General features: G+C 67.5%; 13 protein-coding genes and 1 pseudogene. 8 read left to right on the top strand and 6 right to left on the bottom strand.

Annotation, left to right across the window (positions count from 1 at the left end):
- Positions 1-1,821 (top strand): gamma-glutamyltransferase, encoded by a 1,821-nt coding sequence (gene ggt / locus H6G99_RS13915; RefSeq protein ID WP_286191167.1) that lies wholly within the window; start codon positions 1-3, stop codon positions 1,819-1,821.
- Between the two features lie 10 nt (positions 1,822-1,831).
- Here the strand turns inward: ggt and H6G99_RS13910 are convergent, their stop codons facing one another.
- Together H6G99_RS13910 and H6G99_RS13905 are read right to left on the bottom strand one after the other, a co-directional pair.
- Positions 1,832-2,347 carry an HdeD family acid-resistance protein gene (locus H6G99_RS13910; protein WP_094583980.1) on the bottom strand — a complete coding sequence of 172 codons (516 nt, stop codon included), beginning with the start codon at positions 2,345-2,347 and terminating at the stop codon, positions 1,832-1,834.
- 56 nt (positions 2,348-2,403) lie between these two features.
- A complete protein-coding gene (locus H6G99_RS13905; protein WP_190612117.1) occupies positions 2,404-2,790 on the bottom strand; it encodes a hypothetical protein in 387 nt (128 codons plus the stop codon).
- A gap of 112 nt (positions 2,791-2,902) precedes the next feature.
- Here H6G99_RS13905 and H6G99_RS13900 point away from each other — a divergent pair, with 112 nt between their 5' ends.
- Positions 2,903-3,670, top strand: a complete 768-nt coding sequence (locus H6G99_RS13900; protein WP_353617253.1) for a potassium channel family protein — start codon at positions 2,903-2,905, stop codon at positions 3,668-3,670.
- Here the strand turns inward: H6G99_RS13900 and H6G99_RS13895 are convergent.
- Positions 3,598-5,079 carry an NAD(P)/FAD-dependent oxidoreductase gene (locus H6G99_RS13895; protein WP_190612116.1) on the bottom strand — a complete coding sequence of 494 codons (1,482 nt, stop codon included), beginning with the start codon at positions 5,077-5,079 and terminating at the stop codon, positions 3,598-3,600. The two genes, H6G99_RS13900 and H6G99_RS13895, sit on opposite strands and share 73 nt — an antisense overlap.
- 553 nt (positions 5,080-5,632) lie before the next feature.
- Here H6G99_RS13895 and H6G99_RS13890 point away from each other — a divergent pair.
- Positions 5,633-7,750, top strand: coding sequence for a hypothetical protein (locus H6G99_RS13890; RefSeq protein WP_190612114.1), 2,118 nt, complete (start codon positions 5,633-5,635; stop codon positions 7,748-7,750).
- 362 nt (positions 7,751-8,112) lie between these two features.
- On the opposite strand, the pseudogene H6G99_RS13885 reads toward H6G99_RS13890, so the two are convergent.
- Positions 8,113-8,289, bottom strand: a pseudogene (locus tag H6G99_RS13885) (NAD(P)/FAD-dependent oxidoreductase); the annotation flags it as partial.
- Positions 8,290-8,426: 137 nt separating this feature from the next.
- On the opposite strand from H6G99_RS13885, the gene H6G99_RS13880 reads away from it, so the two are divergent.
- Genes H6G99_RS13880 through H6G99_RS13860 form a run of 5 tightly spaced genes read left to right on the top strand, consistent with a single transcriptional unit; the run spans position 8,427 to position 13,167 of the window.
- Positions 8,427-9,395: a CobW family GTP-binding protein gene (locus tag H6G99_RS13880; protein WP_199297205.1), complete on the top strand. Its 969-nt coding sequence runs from the start codon at positions 8,427-8,429 to the stop codon at positions 9,393-9,395.
- Positions 9,396-9,402: 7 nt separating this feature from the next.
- A complete protein-coding gene (locus H6G99_RS13875; protein ID WP_190612111.1) occupies positions 9,403-10,533 on the top strand; it encodes a WD40 repeat domain-containing protein in 1,131 nt (376 codons plus the stop codon).
- A complete protein-coding gene (locus tag H6G99_RS13870) occupies positions 10,530-11,525 on the top strand; it encodes a metal ABC transporter solute-binding protein, Zn/Mn family (RefSeq protein WP_190612110.1) in 996 nt (331 codons plus the stop codon). The genes H6G99_RS13875 and H6G99_RS13870 overlap by 4 nt, the downstream gene beginning before the upstream one ends.
- Positions 11,525-12,313, top strand: coding sequence for a metal ABC transporter ATP-binding protein (locus H6G99_RS13865; protein WP_190612105.1), 789 nt, complete (start codon positions 11,525-11,527; stop codon positions 12,311-12,313). The genes H6G99_RS13870 and H6G99_RS13865 overlap by 1 nt, the downstream gene beginning before the upstream one ends.
- Entirely contained in the window at positions 12,310-13,167 is an 858-nt protein-coding gene (locus tag H6G99_RS13860; protein ID WP_190612103.1) for a metal ABC transporter permease, read from the top strand. Before H6G99_RS13865 ends, H6G99_RS13860 begins: the two co-directional genes overlap by 4 nt.
- On the opposite strand, the gene H6G99_RS13855 is transcribed toward H6G99_RS13860, so the two are convergent.
- Positions 13,131-13,817 carry a 3'-5' exonuclease gene (locus tag H6G99_RS13855; RefSeq protein ID WP_286191166.1) on the bottom strand — a complete coding sequence of 229 codons (687 nt, stop codon included), beginning with the start codon at positions 13,815-13,817 and terminating at the stop codon, positions 13,131-13,133. The two genes, H6G99_RS13860 and H6G99_RS13855, sit on opposite strands and share 37 nt — an antisense overlap.
- Positions 13,818-13,849: 32 nt before the next feature.
- Positions 13,850-17,203, bottom strand: coding sequence for an autotransporter family protein (locus H6G99_RS13850; protein WP_190612101.1), 3,354 nt, complete (start codon positions 17,201-17,203; stop codon positions 13,850-13,852).
- Positions 17,204-17,329 lie beyond the last annotated feature (126 nt).

Below are 17,329 nucleotides of genomic sequence, written 5' to 3'. Positions count from 1 at the left end.
ATGGTTCGCCAGGGAGCCGCCGGTGCGGTGCTGCTGCTGGCGGCGGCGGCCCCCGGGCCGGGGGCGCTGGCCCAGGCACCGGCGCCGCCCGCCGCCGCGGAGAGCAACGTGCTGCTGGAGGGGGAGCAGCGCTTCCGGCCCCAGTGGTCGGCCCGGGGGCTGGTGGCGGCCCAGGAGCCTCTGGCCTCGGCGGCGGGGGCGGCGATCCTGCGCCAGGGGGGCAATGCGGTGGATGGGGCGGTGGCCACCGCCTTCGCCCTGGCGGTCACCCTGCCCCAGGCCGGCAACCTGGGCGGCGGCGGCTTCCTGCTGCTCTGGCTCCCCGGCCCCTCGCCGGCGCGGGAGCGAGGCTGCCTGGACGGGGCACCCGCCGGCATGCAAGCGAGCGGGCCCGAGCTGGCCATCGGCGGCGGTACGGCGGTGGCGGTGAACTTCCGCGAGACGGCCCCGGCGGCGGCCACGGCCACCATGTTCCTCGGCCCCGACGGCCAGGTGGACCGGACCCGCGCCACCCGCAGCCTGCTCAGCACCGCCGTGCCCGGCAGCGTCGCCGGCCTGGTCCTGGCCCAGCGCTGTTACGGCCGGCTGCCCCTGGCCCAGGTGATGGCGCCGGCGATCCGGCTGGCGGCCCAGGGCTTCCCGGTGAGCCGTGAGCTGGGCGATTCCCTGGCCGCCGCCGCTCCGCGGCTGCAGGCCGATCCGGTCTCCCGCCGCCTGTTCCTGCCGCCGCCGGTCCCGGGCACCGTGTTGCGCCAGGGCGAGCTGGCGGCCAGCCTGCGGCGTATCGCCGCCGAGGGGGAGCGGGGCTTCTACACAGGGCCGGTGGCCGACGCCCTGGTGGGCGCCATGGAGCGGGGTGGCGGCCTGATCACCCACGGCGATCTGCGCGCCTACCGCGCCCGGCTGGTGCGGCCCCTGCGCCGCGAGTTCCGCGGCCATCCGGTGCTCTCGATGCCGCCGCCCGGCGGCGGGCTCACCCTGCTGCAGCTGCTGGGGATCCTCGAGCCCTTCGACCTGGCGGCCACCGGCCTGAATGCCGCTGCCAGCCTCCATCCCATGGCCGAGGCCATGAACCTGGCCTACCGCGACCGCAATGCCCTGCTCGGCGACCCCGACCAGGTGCCGGTGCCGGTGGAACGGCTGCTGTCGCCGGCCCACCTCGATCGCCTGCGCCGCCGCATCGATCCCCGTCGCCACACCCCGGCCCCGGCGCTGGAGGCGGCCGCCGCCACGGAAGGCACCAACACCACCCACCTCTCAGTGGCCGACCGGCAGGGCGGCCTGGCGGCCCTCACCACCACCCTCAACTTCCCCTACGGCAACGGCATCTCTGTCCCGGGGGCGGGCTTCCTGCTCAACAACGAGATGGACGACTTCACCGCCCTCCCGGGGAGCGCCAACGCCTTCGGTCTGCGCCAGGGGACGGCCAACGCCATCGCACCGGGCAAGCGCCCGCTCAGCTCGATGGCCCCCACCCTGGTGTTCCGCCCCGATGGCCGCCCCTGGCTCGCCACCGGCAGCCCCGGCGGCAGCCGCATCATCACCACCATCCTCCAGGTGCTGCTCAACCGGATGGTGCACGGCCTCAACCTGGCCGGTGCCGTGGCCGCCCCCCGCATCCACAGCCAGCTCTGGCCCGACCGGATCGATGCGGAGGAGGGTCTCAGCCCCGACAGCCGCCGCCTGCTGGAGGCCATGGGCCACAGCGTCCGCCAGGCCCCGGCCATGGGGGCGGCCAACAGCGTTGAGGTGCTGGCGGGGGGCGGCAGCCTGGGGACGGTGGATCCGCGCCGGGCCGAAGGTCCGGCCGTGGCGGAATGAGGCCCAGCCCTCAGGCCTGGGGAGCTGCGGGGGCGGTGATCAGGTTGAAGGCGGAGAAGGCCAGGCCGAAGCCGAACAGGGTGCCGATGGCCCAGAGGCTGTCGGAGGGCCACTCGGCGATCAGCATCCCCCCCAGCACCACGGTGACGATGCCATCGAGCAGCACCAGGCCCCGGGCCGGCCCGGCGCCGGCGGCGGCGCCCGCCAGCTCCATCACCCCCTCGACCGCCAGCAGCACGCCGATGAACAGGGTCAGGCTGACGGTGCTGGCCACCGGGAAGGCCACCAGACCGATGCCGCCCACCACGTACAGCACCCCGGAGATGGCGCGGAACACCTTGCTGCGGGTGTCATCGGCCGACGTGAGCCGCAGCAGCTGGGAGACGCCCGCCGCCGCGGCCACCCCGCCCAGGGCGATGGTCAGCAGCGTGGCCGACACGAAGGGAAGCGCCAGGCAGAGGACGGCCGCCACCAGCAGCAGGCCGGCGGTGACCCAGCGGAGGGTGGGGGAAGCGGGGACGGACAAGGGCTTGGGGAGGCTGGTGGGAGGTTAGGCCGCTTTCCCCTGGCCGACCGTCGGCTTCAGCGGGTGCGGGGCGGGCCGTTGTAGAGGATCGCCACCACCGTGCGGCCGTCCGGGGCGATCCTGATCTCCGTTTCCGTGGTGGCCGGCAGGCCCTTGGCCTCCCAGCCGGGGGGACCTCCGAGGAAGCGGTAGACGAAGCCCTCGGCATCGCTGCGCACCAGGCAGGGATTGCTGGCCGCCGAGGTGCTGAACATGCAGTTGGCCGGGGTGTAGACCGTCAGCCCGCCGTTGCTGAGCACGGCCGCGTTGCGGGCCAGGTTGAGGGCCCGGATCTCGTTGAAGGGGATCCCCTGGGCCAGGACCGGGGCCAGGGGGGCCACCGCCAGCAGGAGCCCGGCGGCGGCGGGCAGCAGGCAGGCGGCGGGCCGGAAACGGAAGGCCATCGGGCTCCTTGCGGGTGTGTCCAGTATCGATGCGCTGGGCGGATCCGCGCCTCGGGGCCGCTGGCCGCCGCAGACTTCCGACGTACGTTGTCGGTTCCGATCCATCGCCTCCGTGATCCGACCTTCGGCAGCGCCGGCGACGACGGAGGTTCTGGTGCGCCGGCGGCATCGCTTCTACCGCCGGCTGCTGGTGCTGTGTGTGCTGGTGATGCTCAGCCTGGCGTTTCCCCAGACGTTGAGCCTGGTCGGATCGGTGAGCTACCTCCTGATCACGGTCCTCACCACCGTGGAACTGAGCGGCTGCCTGGCCGGCGGGGTCGGGCGTTCCTGGAGCGACCGTCTGTTCCTGGCGCTGGGATGCACCAACCCCTTTCTCCAGCTGTACTGGCTGCTGACCCCCGAGTCCCGGCGGCTGTCCGGGGTGCCCCTGCTGCTGATCACCACGTTGTTCATCGGCTGGAGCCTGGTGCGGCTGGTGCGGAGCCTGGGCCGGGAGCCCCGGGCCACCCGCTCGGTGGTGGTCGGGGCGGTGGCCGGCTATCTCCTGCTCGGCCTCAGTGGTGGCCTGGTGCTGAGCGTGCTGGAAACGATCCAGCCCGGCAGCTTCCTGGCCAACACCGCCGATGGCCAGGCCGCCATCGTTCGCTCCCAGGCGGGGGGGCGCGCCCACAGCGTCTGGGAGCTGGATTTCGCCCGCATCAATTACTTCGCCTTCGTCAGCCTGACCACCACCGGCTACGGCGACATCACTCCGGCCAAGCCGCCGGCCCGCATGGCCAGCGTGGTGCTGGGCATTGCCGGGCCGCTCTACATCGCCGTGATCCTGGGGGTGCTGATCAACCGGTTCAAGGGGCCGGAAGGGGGCGCCCCCGGCAACTGAGAAAGGCCATCGGGCGGCACGGCCCGCTCCAGCCCCACATCCACACCGAGGTGCTGGTCGGGACGGCCGGTGATCAGCAGGGCCGTGCGCTGGCGGGTGGCGATCTGCCACATCCACTTGCTGAACAGGGCGATGCGGTTCTCGGTGTCGGGGATGAAGGCCAGATGGGCCAGGGCCCACAGGATCCAGCCCGCCAGCCCGCTCACGTGCAGCCCGCGCAGATCCGCGACCGCGTACCAGGGGCCGATCACGGCCATGCTGCCGAGGTCGAACCAGCGGAACGGGGCGCTGCGGCGCCCCTCCAGACCCGCCAGGATGTCGCGCGCCACCCAGCCGCCCATCTGCACCGCCGGCCCCGCCATGCCCGGCAGCACCCGGCCGTCGCCGGTGTGGGCGTAATGGCAAAGGTCGCCCACCGCCCGGATCTCCGGGTGCCCCGGCAGCGAGAAGTCGGCCTCCACCTGCAGCCGTCCGCCCCGGTCGACGGGGGCGCCGGTGCGTTGGGCCAGCAGCCGGCCCAGGCGGGAGGCGCGCACCCCGGCGGTCCAGCAGATCGTGGCGGCCTCCAGGTCGCCGAGGCCAACGCCGCCGGTGTCCACCTCGCCGGTGGCATCCGGGGGGCGGCGCAGGAGCACCCGGCCCGGTTCGATGGCGGCCACCATCGTGTTCAGGCGCAGCTCGACCCCGGCCCGCTCCAGGTAGGCCGAGGCATCGGCGGAGAGATTGGCGGCCATCGCCGGCAGCACCCGGTCCACCGCATCCAGCAGGATCACCCGGCACTGGGCCCGGTCGAGCTGCTTGAAGTCCCGCTCTACGGCGCGGTGCATCAGCTCGATCAGGGAGCCGGCCAGCTCGCAGCCCGCCGGCCCGGCCCCCACCACCACCACCGACTGCAGGAAGCGGCGCCGTTCGGGATCCCTGGTCTGCTCGGCCTCTTCGAGGGCCATCAGCAGCCGGCGGCGGATCTCATCGGCGTGCTCGAGGATCTTCATCGGCGGCGCCAGGGGCCGCCACTCCTCGTGGCCGAAGTAGGTGCTGCCGGATCCACTGGCGAGGACCAGGTGGTCGTAGGCGTAGCGGTGGTCGTTGAACACCACCTCCCTGGCCTCGGTGTCGATGTCGACCACCTCGCCCAGCAGGATCTGGATGTTGGGGGCCTGGCCCACCATCTGCCGCAGGGGGGACGCCACATCCGCCTCCGACACCAGGCCGGAGGCCACCTGGTACAGCAGGGGCTGGAAGAGGTTGAAGTTGCGCTTGTCGATCAGGGTCACGCGCACCGGCTGTCCCGCCAGGACATGGCAGGCCTTGAGCCCGGCGAAACCACCGCCCACGATCACCACGTGGGGCCAGTCGGCCATGGCGCCGTGGGGCGGATCCAGCTCGAGGAAGAAGCGTTCCGGGGCCATCGCACGCCTCCAGGGTCTCTCAACGTATCCAGATCACTGGGGTAGGGGTTGTAGTAATGGCAGCGGTTTGACTGGTAAGGGAAGGTGTGGTCTGCAGGAAGTTGCTTCGAATCGTGAAAAAAATCACGTCCCCTGCCTCGCCATGTCCCTGGTTAACCCTTTCCCATGGGTCCGTGGCTGCGACGCGCTGTTTTTTACTCTGGCCTGGCTACGCCAGCTGTCTGATGATGCAAGAAAAGTTGTGGGTAGAGTCGTTAATCTTCAGTTGATCTCTCCTGCCAGGTCAGTCCCATTCTGCGGGAATGCAAGGAGTGGAGTTCATCTCTGGAGGTAATTGGCTCCACAGGGCCTTTGACGTACCTTGAATAGCTACGCACCGACCTTGTCACACCACTCCAATCCAGCCAACACCTGAACCGACTTCTCGGCTGGACGTCGCGACGGGCATAGGATGGGACTCGTGTCCTGAATCCGTGCACTTTCGTTGCACAGGCCTGCTGTGGTCGTTGCCCCTCCAACGATGGGAAGCTCGGACGAAAGGCAAGATCTTGGCGTGCTGTTCGTTCATGGCATTGGACAGCAGAAACGGGGATCAACACTCGTCAGCTTTGGGGAGCCACTTTATCGCTGGTTCCAGGAGCGCTTCGATGGAATTGCTCGCAGTTGGTCGTTTACTGGCCTTACCTTTTCCCAGGAGCGTGACTGGCTTGCCCGTAAGGCGCCGAGTTGGAGCGGCCCAGGGAATTCTATTGATACCACCAAACACTTCGAGACCCTGAATTGCCTCATCACTGGCCTGTCGATGGATACGCCACAAGGTCCGTTGAAACCGTTGGAGGAGGTGGTGAATGATGCCGCCGGTAACTTCGTATGTGCACGTGCCGTCCTGCGTGATGCCCAGGTAACTACCACGTTTAATGATGCGCCATCCCATGCCCTTCTTGAGCTCCATGCGTTGGACAGGGAGGGCACTCTGCATGAGTCGCGATGGCTGATGGCCGAGTCGTGGTGGGCTGAGTCGTTTGCCGCACCTAGGTTTCGTACGCTGGCCACCTGGCTCATCGCCATCGTGCCTTGGACGATGGGGTCGCACTTCGGTGTTCGTGTCAGGCGGTCGGTCAGGGCTTTCAGAGCTCAATCTGGACTTGCGCGAGTTCCTGCAGTGCTGTCGCTGCTGAAGAACTTTTTGATGCTGTTGTTTTCCTTGCCATTAGCTGTATTGCTCGAGTTATGCATTGCTGCTGTCGTGATGTTTGGTTTGCTGCCCATTCCTGGTCTGAGCCGAGTGCTGCTCGCGATGGAAGGTCTGCTGGCAAGTTTTCTCGGTGACAGTCTGGTGTTGGTGGCGAGTCCGATGCAGCAGGCCGCCATGATCGCTCAGGTGCATCGTGATCTGGTTTGGCTTTCGGAGCGATGCAAGCGTGTGGCCGTGATTGCGCACTCCCAAGGTGGCGCGGTGGCCCACCGAGCGCTGCGCCATGCTCGTCCACCTGAAGTTGCTTTGCTTTTGACGTTCGGATCGGGATTGCGAAAGCTTGAGGAACTGGAACAGATGTCCAAGGAGAATGATGGTTTCTTCGGCCGTATCTATCTTACTTTTGCGGCTGTCCTGATGATTGGATTCTCGCTGACTGGAGCGAAGATCCTTGGGACGTTTGGAGCCATGGTTACTGGAATGGCAGGCATCAGCATTTTTATATTCTTGGTGTTCATGTATCTCTTCGAGTACCCAGCTCACGCGATTAACTGGTACGGGTCTCAATTCAGGGCGCAGGGCCTATGGTGGGTGGATCTCTATGCCACCGACGACCCGGTTTCCAATGGTTCGTTGATGGATCATGAGTCTGACGTGATTGGGCCAGAGTCAATTGAAATCGTGAATGAACGCTCTCTGGTAAGTGATCACACGACCTATTGGCGGAATACAGAAGAATTTGTTTCCCTTGTATCTTGGGCTCTTGTGCATGTTATTGGTGAGCCGTGGAAGTCACTGAGTGCTCTGCCTACGGGTTCCTATGTTACCGGCAAGGTTCGGCGGAGATGGCGTGTGAGGTCCTTGTCCGCAGCGAACTTGCTTGCGACAGGCTCTGCTCTGGCCGTGGTTTTGTCCCATGCCGGGGCCTGGAGAGCATTGTGCATGTGGACTTTTGCGCAGATGACCAGCGGAGTCAATGTCCTGTTTCCGGGCGTGATTCGACATACGACCCCAGTGCCACCTAGCAGAGAAGTCTGGTTGGCAACCTGCGGTTCCCTTATCACGATCTACGCATCAAGTCGTGTGTTGCGGTGGCTATGGGAGCGGTGGGGTTCTCATGAGCTGAGTAACTTTTTCGGAGTTCGTCCAGGTGTTGAGCCAGGCGCACCGGTCTCCTCCTGGATTCGGCGTTTCAATCCGACTTCGGCCGACACAAAAATTCTGAATGACATGTGGTTTTTCTTTGCGATGGCTGTGGCTCCAGTCTTTATCGCCATCTGGTTTGCTCCCGCCCTCGTCGGCGGGCATGTGATCGATGTTGGCAGCGCCCTGAATTGGATGGTTGCTGTCGGGCTAGTGGCAAGTGTGATCGTTCTTCTTGGCATGGATCTCGCTGGCGCCCGAGCCAGAAAACTTGCGCGTGAACGAGAGCAGGCTTTGGCCAAAGCGGCATCCAAAGACACCAAAGATGTCTAGACCCTCATCTATCCAGGCCCTCTTTACTCCTGTCATCTGGCAACACCATCTGGCTTCTCCAGCCATATCAAGAACAGCTCCTACTTGACTTCCTATCGATGTGATCAACGAGCCTGGGGCTGTGGTTGAGGATGGGTGACCAACAGCCCGCCAGGTTGCCCCTCAGCGTTCAGGGCTTGCCGATGGCGGTGAAGGGGGCACAGCGACAGGCTTCGATCGGCTGGATGATCTGTCTGAGCTGTTGGCGGTTCGGGGTTGGCCAGCGAAGATCATCACCCCAGGCGGCCTGGCGTACCAGGGACCCCTTCAGGGATCGGCATCGACCAGTCCATGCTCCACCAGCAGGGACCCGAGCTGAGAGGCGCCACACCCGCCTCCGACACCTGACCGGAGGCCACCTGGTAGAGCAGGGGCTGGAAGAGGTTGAAGTTGCGCCTGTCGATCAGGGTCACGCGCACCGGCTGTCCCGCCAGGACATGGCAGGCCTTGAGCTCGGCGCAGCCACAGCCCACGATCACCACGTGGGGCCATTCGGCCATGGCGCCCTGGGGCTGAACCTCAGGACGGAGCCGCAGGCAGTCCACCACGGCGGCCAAGAGAGGCCGGGGCTGCTAGGTTGAAAATGATTCCCATGACCGGCCCTTTGGGTTCTGCTCCGATGCGCTCGGCCCCTTCCATGGCCCCTGATCGGGATCGCCTGCCCGTCACCGTCCTCACCGGCTATCTCGGCTCGGGCAAGACGACGCTGCTCAACCGCATCCTCACCCACGAGCACGGTCTCAAGGTGGCGGTGATCGTCAATGAATTCGGTGAGGTGGGCATCGACAACCAGCTGGTGATCGATGCCGATGAGGAGATCTTCGAGATGAACAATGGCTGCATCTGCTGCACCGTTCGCGGCGATCTGATCCGTATCATCGGCAACCTGATGAAGCGCCGTGACCGCTTCGATCACCTGGTGATCGAGACCACCGGCCTGGCCGATCCGGCCCCCGTGATCCAGACGTTCTTCGTCGATGAGGACCTGCGGGACCAGCTTCGGCTCGACGCCGTCGTCACCCTGGTCGACCTCCGGCATGTGGAGCAGCACTGGGAGAGCGAGGAGGTGCAGGAACAGCTGGCCTTCGCCGATGTGCTGCTGCTCAACAAGACCGATCTGGTGGAGGCGGAGGCGCTCGAGGCCATTCGCCAGCGCACCCGGGCCATCAATCCCCTGGCCCGGGTGATTGCCACCTGCCGGGCCGATGCGGCCATGGACCAGATCCTGGGCGTGGGGGCCTTCGAGCTCGAGCGGGCCCTGGAGATCGATCCGGAGTTCCTTGCCTCCGACCATGACCACGAACACGACGATGCCGTGAGCTCGGTGGCCTTCATCGAAGAGCGGCCGATGAGTTACAGGAAGCTGGAACGCTGGATCGATGGGCTGGTGAGCGAGCGGGGTCCCGATCTGTTCCGCATGAAGGGCATCCTCCAGATCGATGGCGAGAGCCACCGCTACGTCTTCCAGTCGGTGCACATGCTCATCGACAGCGCCCGGGATCGTCCCTGGCGGGCGGATGAAACCCCCAGAACCGACTTCGTGATCATCGGCCGCGATCTCGATGAACCCGCCCTGCGGGCCGGTTTTGAGGCCTGTGTCGCCTGATCCGGCCATGGCGCCCCCCCAGGCCCTGGTGCAGGAACGTCTCTGTGGCACCTGCGGCAACGCCATCACCACCCAGGCCTGGTCGGCCGATGGCGAATTCCTGGCGATGGCCACCGCCGGTGGGGAGCTGCTGCTGCTCGACTTCCGGGCGGGTTGCGAGGAGCTGCTGCGCGGGGAGCGGGACAGCAGCCTCGATGTGCTCGGCTTCAGTCCCGACGGCCGTTTTCTGATGGCGGCTGGCCAGAGCGGCGAGTTGCTGCTCTGGGAGATGGGCGGCACGGGGGTGCGGCCGATGGCCTTCGATCCGGTGCCGCTGCAGGCCGGCTGGCTGGATGCGGCCGCCTGGCGGCCCCACGGCGCCCTGCTGGCGTTGGGGGCCGGCCGGCGGGTGAGGCTCTGGGACGGGGACGCCCGCGCGCTGCGGGAGGAGAGCCAGGAGCTGGAGCGCACGGTGCTGTCCCTGGCCTGGAGCCGCGATGGCCAGCGGCTGGCGGCCGCCTGCCACGGCGAGGTGCTCCTCTGGCGGCCGGATGACCCCGTTGAGCCGCCCCAGCGCTGCGCCACCGGCTCGGCCGGCGTGGCCCTGGGCTGGTCCGACCAGGGGACCCTGCTGGCCAGTGGCCAGCTCGACGGCTCGCTGATGCTCTGGCCCGACGGCGCCGCCGGCCGCGGCTGGCAGTTCAGCGGCTTCCCCGGCAAGGTGCGCTCCCTGGCCTGGTGCGATAAGCCTGGGCGCCTGGCCCCCCTGCTGGCGGTGGCCTCCACCGACATCGCCGTGCTCTGGAGCCAGCAGGATCGTGGCGCCAAGGGCTGGAAGCCCGAGCCCCTGGTGCTGCACGAGGGCCGCGTCAACGCCGTGGCCTTCGCCCCCGGCAGCAGCCTGCTGGCCAGCGCCTCCAGCGATGGCACCGTGGCGCTCTGGGATGGACGCGGCCGCCTGCAGCAGTTGCTGGAGGGCGACGGCCAGGCGATCACCTGCCTGAGCTGGCGACCCGATGGCCGCCACCTCGTCGCCGGCGGCGACCAGGGGCAGTGGTGGCTCTGGCCCGTCAGCCTGCCCCCATCTGTCCGTTCTCGCCCACAGCCTTCCCGCCCCCAGCCTTCCCGCCCACCCCGTTCCGGAGGTTTCGCCCCATGACCCAGCCCCCCGTCCGTCGTCCCGTCCTGGCCCTGGCCGCGGGGCTGTCCGCCCTGCTGCTGGGCTGCCGCCCCGCCGTGCAGGCGCCGGAAGCCCAGGCCGGCCGGGCCGATCGCCCCCGGGTGGTGACCACCTTCCTGCCGATCACCCTGTTCACCCGGGCCGTGGCCGGCGACTGCGCCGAGGTGACCGCCCTGATCCCCGCCGCCAGCGGCCCCCACGATTTCCAGGCCAGGCCAGGAGATGTGGCGGCCCTTAAGAACGCCAAGGTGCTGGTCAAGAACGGTCTGGAGATGGAGTCCTTCCTCGACAAGCTGGTCAAGGGGGCCGAGAACCCCGACCTGAAGGTGATCGACTCCAGCCGTGGCATCGCCACCCTGGAGAACCCGGAGGCGAGCGGTGAGGCCAAGGCCAAGGACCACGACGACCACGGCCACGACGACCACGGCCACGACCACGGCCATGACCATGGCCCGATCAATCCCCACATCTGGCTCGATCCGGTGCGCGCCGCCCAGCAGGTGGACAACATCCGTGACGGCCTGATCGCCGCCGATCCCGCCTGCGCCGACGGCTACCGCCGCAACGCCGCCGCCTTCAGCGGCCAGCTGCGCCAGCTCAATACGGAATTCGAGAAGCAGCTGGCGCCGTTCCGGGGCAAGACCTTCGTGGTCCTGCACGACTTCGCCCCCTACTTCGCCGACCGCTACGGCCTCAAGGCCGCTTACCTGGTGGATGTGCCGGAGCAGAACCCCTCGCCGGCGGATCTGGCCCGGGTGGCGGAGACGGTGAAGCGCACCCAGCTGCGGGCCCTGCTCAGTGAACCCCAGGAGGGCAACCGCTCCTTCAACGCCCTGGCCGGGGATCTGGGGATCCGCATCAGCGTCTTCGATCCGATGGAGACGGGCACCGAGGAGTCCTCCCGCAACCCGGCCACCTACGCCGAAGTGATGCGCCGCAATGTCACCGACCTGGTGAGCGCCTTCCGCTGATGGCCGTGCTGGAGGTCGAGGGCCTGCGGGTGGTGCGCGATGGGGTGCTGGCGGTGGACGACGTCAGCTTCCAGCTCGCGGCCGAGAGCGACACGGCCCTGGTGGGGCCGAACGGGGCCGGCAAGAGTTCCCTGGTGGGGGCGATTCTGGGCCTGATCCCCCGCCAGGCCGGGGAGGTGCGGATCCTCGGCCACCGGCTGGGCCCCGCCGGCCAGCTGCCGGCCCAGGTCCGCGCCCAGCTGGCCTTCCTGCCCCAGGCCCTGCCGCTTCAGGGGCGCCTGCCCCTCACCGTGGCCGAGTTCGTCGGCTTCGGCTGGGATCCGCCCGGCCCGCGTCTGCCCTGGAGCGGCGGTGGCGCGCGCCGCTCCGCCGTGCACTCCGCCCTGGCCAAGACGGGCTGCGGTCCCCTGGCCGTGCGCCTGCTGAGCGAGCTCTCGGGGGGGCAGCTGAAGCGGGTGCTGCTGGCGTTCTGCGTTGTGCGGCCGCGGCGCCTGCTGGTGCTGGATGAGGCCCAGGCCGGCCTGGACGCCCCCTCCACCGAGCAGTTCCACAGCCTGCTGTTCGACCTGCGCCGCAGTGAGGGCTGGACCGTCCTGCAGGTCTCCCACGACCTGGACATGGTGCGGCGCAGCTGCGACCAGGTGCTGTGCCTCAACCGCCAGCTGCGCTGCAGCGGCCATCCCGAACTGGCCCTGTCCCGGGCCCAGCTGGAGCGCCTCTACGACCCGGCCGACCTTCCCAGCCATCCCCGGCGCCAGGCACCCATGGGCCGTCCCCGGATCGGATGACGGAGTTCTCCCCGTTCAGCGCCGTGATCGGCCAGCCGTTCATGCAGCGGGCCCTGGTCGGCGGGCTGCTCACCGGGGCCCTGGGCGGCCTGCTGGGGAGCTTCGCGGTGCTGCGCCAGCTGTCCTTCTTCAGCGATGCCCTGGGCCATTCCGCCCTGCTGGGCATCAGCCTGGGCATCCTGCTGGGGCTCAACCCCACCCTGGTGCTGATCCCCTTCGCGGTGCTGTTCGCCCTGCTGGTGAACCTGCTGGTGCAGCGCAGCCAGCTGCCCACCGATGCCCTACTGAACATCGTCTACTCCACCTCCCTGGCCTTCGCGGTGGTGGCCCTCAGCCTGGTGACCACCTACAAGGGCGGCATCCAGCAACTGCTGTTCGGCGACATCCTCGGCATCTCTTGGCTGGACCTTGCCCTGATCGCCGTGCTGCTGGTGGCGGCGGTGGCCTACCTGCTGGTGAGCCTGCGGGCCCAGGTGCTGGTCACCCTGCATGCCGATCTGGCCGGGGCCTTCGGGGTGGGCAGCCAGTGGCACCGGATCGCCTTCATCCTGCTGCTCGCCGTGGTGGTGGCGGTGTCGATCAAGGCCGTGGGGGTGCTGCTGATCAGCGCCTTCGTGGTGATCCCCGCCTGTGCCTCCCGGCTGGTGAGCCGCCGCTTCGGCACCTACCTGGTGCTCTCTTCGGTGATCGGCGGCGGCTGCGCCGTGCTGGGGCTGCTCGGCTCGGGCCTCACCAACCTGCCGTCGGGCCCCTGCGTGGTGATCGTGCAGTTCTTCGGCTTCCTGCTGGCCCTGCTCTGGAGCCTGAGGGGGCGGCCTCAGCGGCTGCGGGCCAAGCCGGCCGTCCCCTCCTGACCGGCCGCCAGCACGATGCCGGCGCAGGCCTCGGCGTCGGAGAGGGCATCGTGGTGCTGGAGCGGCAGCCCCAGATGCCGGCACACATCCGGCAGCTTGGTGGGCCGCAGATTCCAGGCCTGCCGGGCCACCTGCACGGTGCAGACGAAGGGCTGGGCCGGGGGGCGCAGGCCGGCCTGCTCGCAGCAGGCCCGCAGCACACCGGCATCGAAGCTGGCGTTGTGGGCGGCGATGAACTGCGCCCCATCCAGGCAGGCCGCCAGCTGGGGCCAGAGCTCGGCGAAGCTGGGCGCATCGGCCACCTGCGACCAGCTGATCCCGTGGATGGACGTGAACTGGAACGTCCGGCGCGGCGGCCGGATCAGGTGGTGCTCGCGGCGCACGATGGTGCGTCCCTCCACCCGCACCAGGGCGATCGAGCAGGCGCTGTCCCGGCCCTGATCGGCCGTCTCGAAATCCAGCGCCACGAAGCAGTCCTGACGGACCGCCATCAGAGCGTCCTCCCCCCGGCGCAGGAACCGGCGCTCATCACGGTCCAGGTTGGCGGCGCCCCAGCGGCTGCGGTGGGTCCAGAGCTGGCGGTAGCGGCGCACCTCCGGCTCCGGCCAGCCAAGGGCCCTGAGTTCTTCGCTGCGGCTGGAGTCCTCCATCGGCATGACGGGCGGAGTTCTCCCGATCCTGCTCACCAGAGGCCGCGAATGGTCGGTGTGACGGGTTCGGAGGGCATGGGCACGGGTGGTTCCGGGGCCGGTGCGGCAACGGTCCCGCCCTTGGCGACAGCAGCCCGGGGCGGCCCCCCGAAGCGCCAGCGCAGGCCGCAGCCGTAGCTGAGCTCATTGACGTTGCTTCGGAAGGATCCGGCCACCCCGGCGTAGAGGGAGAACTGGTCGGAGGTTTCCAGTTCCACGTTCAGACCGACGGTCAGGTCGTCGGCACCGCGGTTCTGGCCCTGCACGTCGATCGCCCCCAGGGCCGGGACCTCCGCGAAGGAGGCCGTCAGCTGCTGCTCCTGATCGGGATGGGTGCCCGCGTCGGTGTCATACGCGTAGCCCAGCGAGAGCCGTGGGATCAGGCGGGTGCTGCTGCTCAGCTGCAGGGGGGTTTCCAGGGTGAAGCCGATGCCGAAGACGAGGGAATCGGCGCTGTGACCGTCGACGCTCAGGTTGAGCGACTGGGCGCCCGATTCGGAGAAGCCCGCCTGGTTGTAACGGCTGTAGGCCACCGTGGCGTTGGGCCTGAGCCGGACGGCGTTGCGATCGGCCTTGTCCGCCGAGAGGATCCAGTCGTATTCGGCCTGCAGGGCCGTGGTGAAGCCCGTACCGCCAAAGCTGGCGGTGGCGATGCGGTCAAGGCTGCCGAAGTTGATGCTGCGGTTGGCGCTGGACTGGAAGTTGGTGTAACCGACCATTCCCTTGATCTTCCAGGGTCTGGACGGTCGATAGAGGCCCCAGAGGCTGCCGCTGTAGGTGTCCGAGCTGATGGAGGCGTTGGCATACTGAATGTTGTAGAGATTCGCCTGGCCATAGCCGAAGTTGGCTCCCACGCTCCATTGCCTGGAGACGTCGTACTGGAGGCCGTAGCTGCTCTGGAAGATGTTGTAGTCGAGGGAGGAGAGATCGTTGGTGCCGGTCATGCTCGCCTGGGTATTGGTGGCATCGATCAGCAGCGACCAGCGGCTGGCCTGGGGGATCTTCAGGGGCTGGCAGTCCAGGGGCCGTGGATCGCGGTCGGCGGGAATCAAGGTGCCGTCCGCGGCCCGGCACACCTCCGCTTCGGTGAACAGCCGGATGGCCTGGGTGCTGTCGCCCAGGGAGAGGGTCTGGCGGCGAAACTGCTCCAGCGCCGCCAGGGCCACCGTCTGCATCGAGGCATAGGGCTCGGCGGTGATGGAGTGGAGGGCCTGGTTCAGCTGGGCCCGGTTGGGGAGGCTGTAGAGGGCTCCATAGACCGCGATGAAATCCGGTGTGACAGCAGCCGCCAGGGCCTGGTTGCTGCTGTAGCCACTGAAGCCGCCATTGATGGTGGGGATGGCAAAACCACCCCGGAGGCCCTGGCTCGCGGCCGCGTACACCGAAGACATGCCGGCATCCAGGGCTTTGGCCGTGGGGATGCTGTTGCCATTGGGCCCGTTGGCTCCTGAGGAACCACCCACAGTCAGGTTGAATTGACAGGCAGCGGCATTGCCGGTGTTCGCCGTGCACTGCTGCAGCAGGGTGGGGATGGTTCCGGTGATGGCCTGGGTCAGGGCGCCACCCGTCGGCTTCACGGCGGCGATCGTGGCGATTCCAGGCGGGGTGTTGGTGGGGATCACCGAGCCCGTCGGGCTGAGCTGCAGCCAGCCGAATTGCAGTTTGTCGGGATCGGCGACGGCCGTGCCATTGGCGAGCAAGGTGAAGGCCGCGTCCTCATCACGCACGAACCGGAAGCCGCTGGTTCCCGCCACGCCGCCGGTGTCAGCGAAAAGCCCTGGGTCCCCGCCGACCGTGCCCAGTGGAACGGTCACGGCGGTGTAGATCATCCCGGGCGTGATGGAGGCTCCCTGAAAGCTCGTCAGACGCAGGTTTCCCTCCAGAAGCAGAAACTGCCCGACACCGGAGCCCGTCAGTTGCAGCAGATCGCTCTGGCCGGATCCGGCCACATCAATGGCCAGGGTGGCGGAGGTGTCCTGGAGATAGGAGCCTCCGTTGATGGTCAGGGTGCCGATGCTCTGCTGACCCGGAGACACCGTGCCGAAGTTGAGGACATTGGCGCTGATGACGCCGTTGCCTCCGAGCAGCGCATTGGGTTGGATCAGCACATCCGAGGTGCTGGTGCCGTTGAGGATCAGGCTTCCTCCATTGATGAGCGTCTGTCCGGTGTGGCCCAAGGCGCCACTGAACACCTGGGTGTAGCTGCCGTCCTTGATCAGGTTGCCGCTGCCGCTGATGTCCACACTGGAGTTCCGCGTGAACGGGGCATTCAGGTTCAGCGTGAGGTTGCCGGCTCCCAGTTCGATGGCACCGGCACCACCGAGGGCCTCAATGGTCTGGTTGTTGTCCCTGAGGCGGAGGCGTCCATTGCCAAAGAGGATCAGCTCGGTGCTGGTGGGCAGGGCATTGGTGATGCCGATGTCCACGGTGGCGTTGTCCCAGATGGACGTGAGGCCCTGATAGGTGCTTTGGCCGCTGAGAAGCACAACAGCTCCGTTGGCACCCGAGTTTCTGAAGTTGATGCTCCCCTGCAGGCCGGCCTGATCCGCGAACACACCACTGAAGGTGGCGTTGTTGCCAGCGGCATCGATGGCATTGGTGCTGGAGTCATCCAGACTGAAATTGTTGGCCACCGTCGTGCCGGAGGCCGACACCGCCAGGGTGCCGCCCTTGAACTGGGGCAGAAGCCTGCCGGCGAGCAGGCTGGAGGTGGTGTTGACGCTGGTGCCGTTGTTACCCGGCAGGATGGGACCGGCCAGGGGCCGCGGAGCCACCACTTCCTTGGCCAGCCACACGGTGCTGTACGTGGACGCGCCGGTGAGGCTGTTCCAGCTTCCCCCTCTGGAATAGGAAATGTTCAGGACCGGATCCCACACAAATCCATCGAAAGGAAGCGCGCTTTCGTTGAACTGGGCAGGGCTTCCTGACTGCCAGACAAAATTGGGCCCCAGGCCAGTTCCCAGGGCAGGATTGGGAAGTCCCAGCTGGTCTCCTGTGGCTGCCGAAAGACTCTGGGCCAGCTGAGAATTGCCGAACCAGGAACTCTGCCGAAAGTCCGTGGCTCCATTGCAGCCCAGGATCCTTCCAGGCGCGAAACACTGGGAGAGATCGACGGTGTAGATCGTGCCGTTGAACGTCACTTCCAGCGGCGCGGCAGCGGCAGGCTCGACCGGACTGAGGAACGCCGAAGCCACCAGCAGGGCCAGGGCGCCGGGGGCCGTGTCCTTGATCAGCGCCTGCCAGCCCCGCCGTCGATCCGGAGCCTTCCGGTTGTCATGACTGGCACCGGGGTGCCCGATGCGTTGGCCGATGGGCTGATCGAGTTGTTCATCCTGAACGCTGGCCATCTGTCTCTGATTCCCTGCTTTTCTCATCCGCCGATGGCCGCTTCCGGCATCGTATCGGGGTGCGAGTTGTCCACAACTCTCGCCTGTTCGATGTGATCTTTGTTGATCTCTTGCTGCTCAAGATGT

It is taken from the genome of Synechococcus sp. FACHB-909, assembly GCF_014698945.1.
Lineage (GTDB): Bacteria > Cyanobacteriota > Cyanobacteriia > PCC-6307 > Cyanobiaceae > Cyanobium.
Note: the sequence above shows the minus strand (reverse complement) of the source record. Positions and strands in the feature narration are given on the sequence as shown.

Coding starts and splice junctions, on each gene's coding strand:
- H6G99_RS13875 (WP_190612111.1), top strand. CDS start 9,403: ATGGCGCCCCCCCAGGCCCTGGTGCAGGAACGTCTCTGTGGCACCTGC.
- H6G99_RS13870 (WP_190612110.1), top strand. CDS start 10,530: ATGACCCAGCCCCCCGTCCGTCGTCCCGTCCTGGCCCTGGCCGCGGGG.
- H6G99_RS13860 (WP_190612103.1), top strand. CDS start 12,310: ATGACGGAGTTCTCCCCGTTCAGCGCCGTGATCGGCCAGCCGTTCATG.
- H6G99_RS13855 (WP_286191166.1), bottom strand. CDS start 13,817: ATGGAGGACTCCAGCCGCAGCGAAGAACTCAGGGCCCTTGGCTGGCCG.
- H6G99_RS13895 (WP_190612116.1), bottom strand. CDS start 5,079: ATGGCCCCGGAACGCTTCTTCCTCGAGCTGGATCCGCCCCACGGCGCC.
- H6G99_RS13905 (WP_190612117.1), bottom strand. CDS start 2,790: ATGGCCTTCCGTTTCCGGCCCGCCGCCTGCCTGCTGCCCGCCGCCGCC.
- ggt (WP_286191167.1), top strand. CDS start 1: ATGGTTCGCCAGGGAGCCGCCGGTGCGGTGCTGCTGCTGGCGGCGGCG.
- H6G99_RS13865 (WP_190612105.1), top strand. CDS start 11,525: ATGGCCGTGCTGGAGGTCGAGGGCCTGCGGGTGGTGCGCGATGGGGTG.
- H6G99_RS13880 (WP_199297205.1), top strand. CDS start 8,427: ATGGCCCCTGATCGGGATCGCCTGCCCGTCACCGTCCTCACCGGCTAT.
- H6G99_RS13850 (WP_190612101.1), bottom strand. CDS start 17,203: ATGGCCAGCGTTCAGGATGAACAACTCGATCAGCCCATCGGCCAACGC.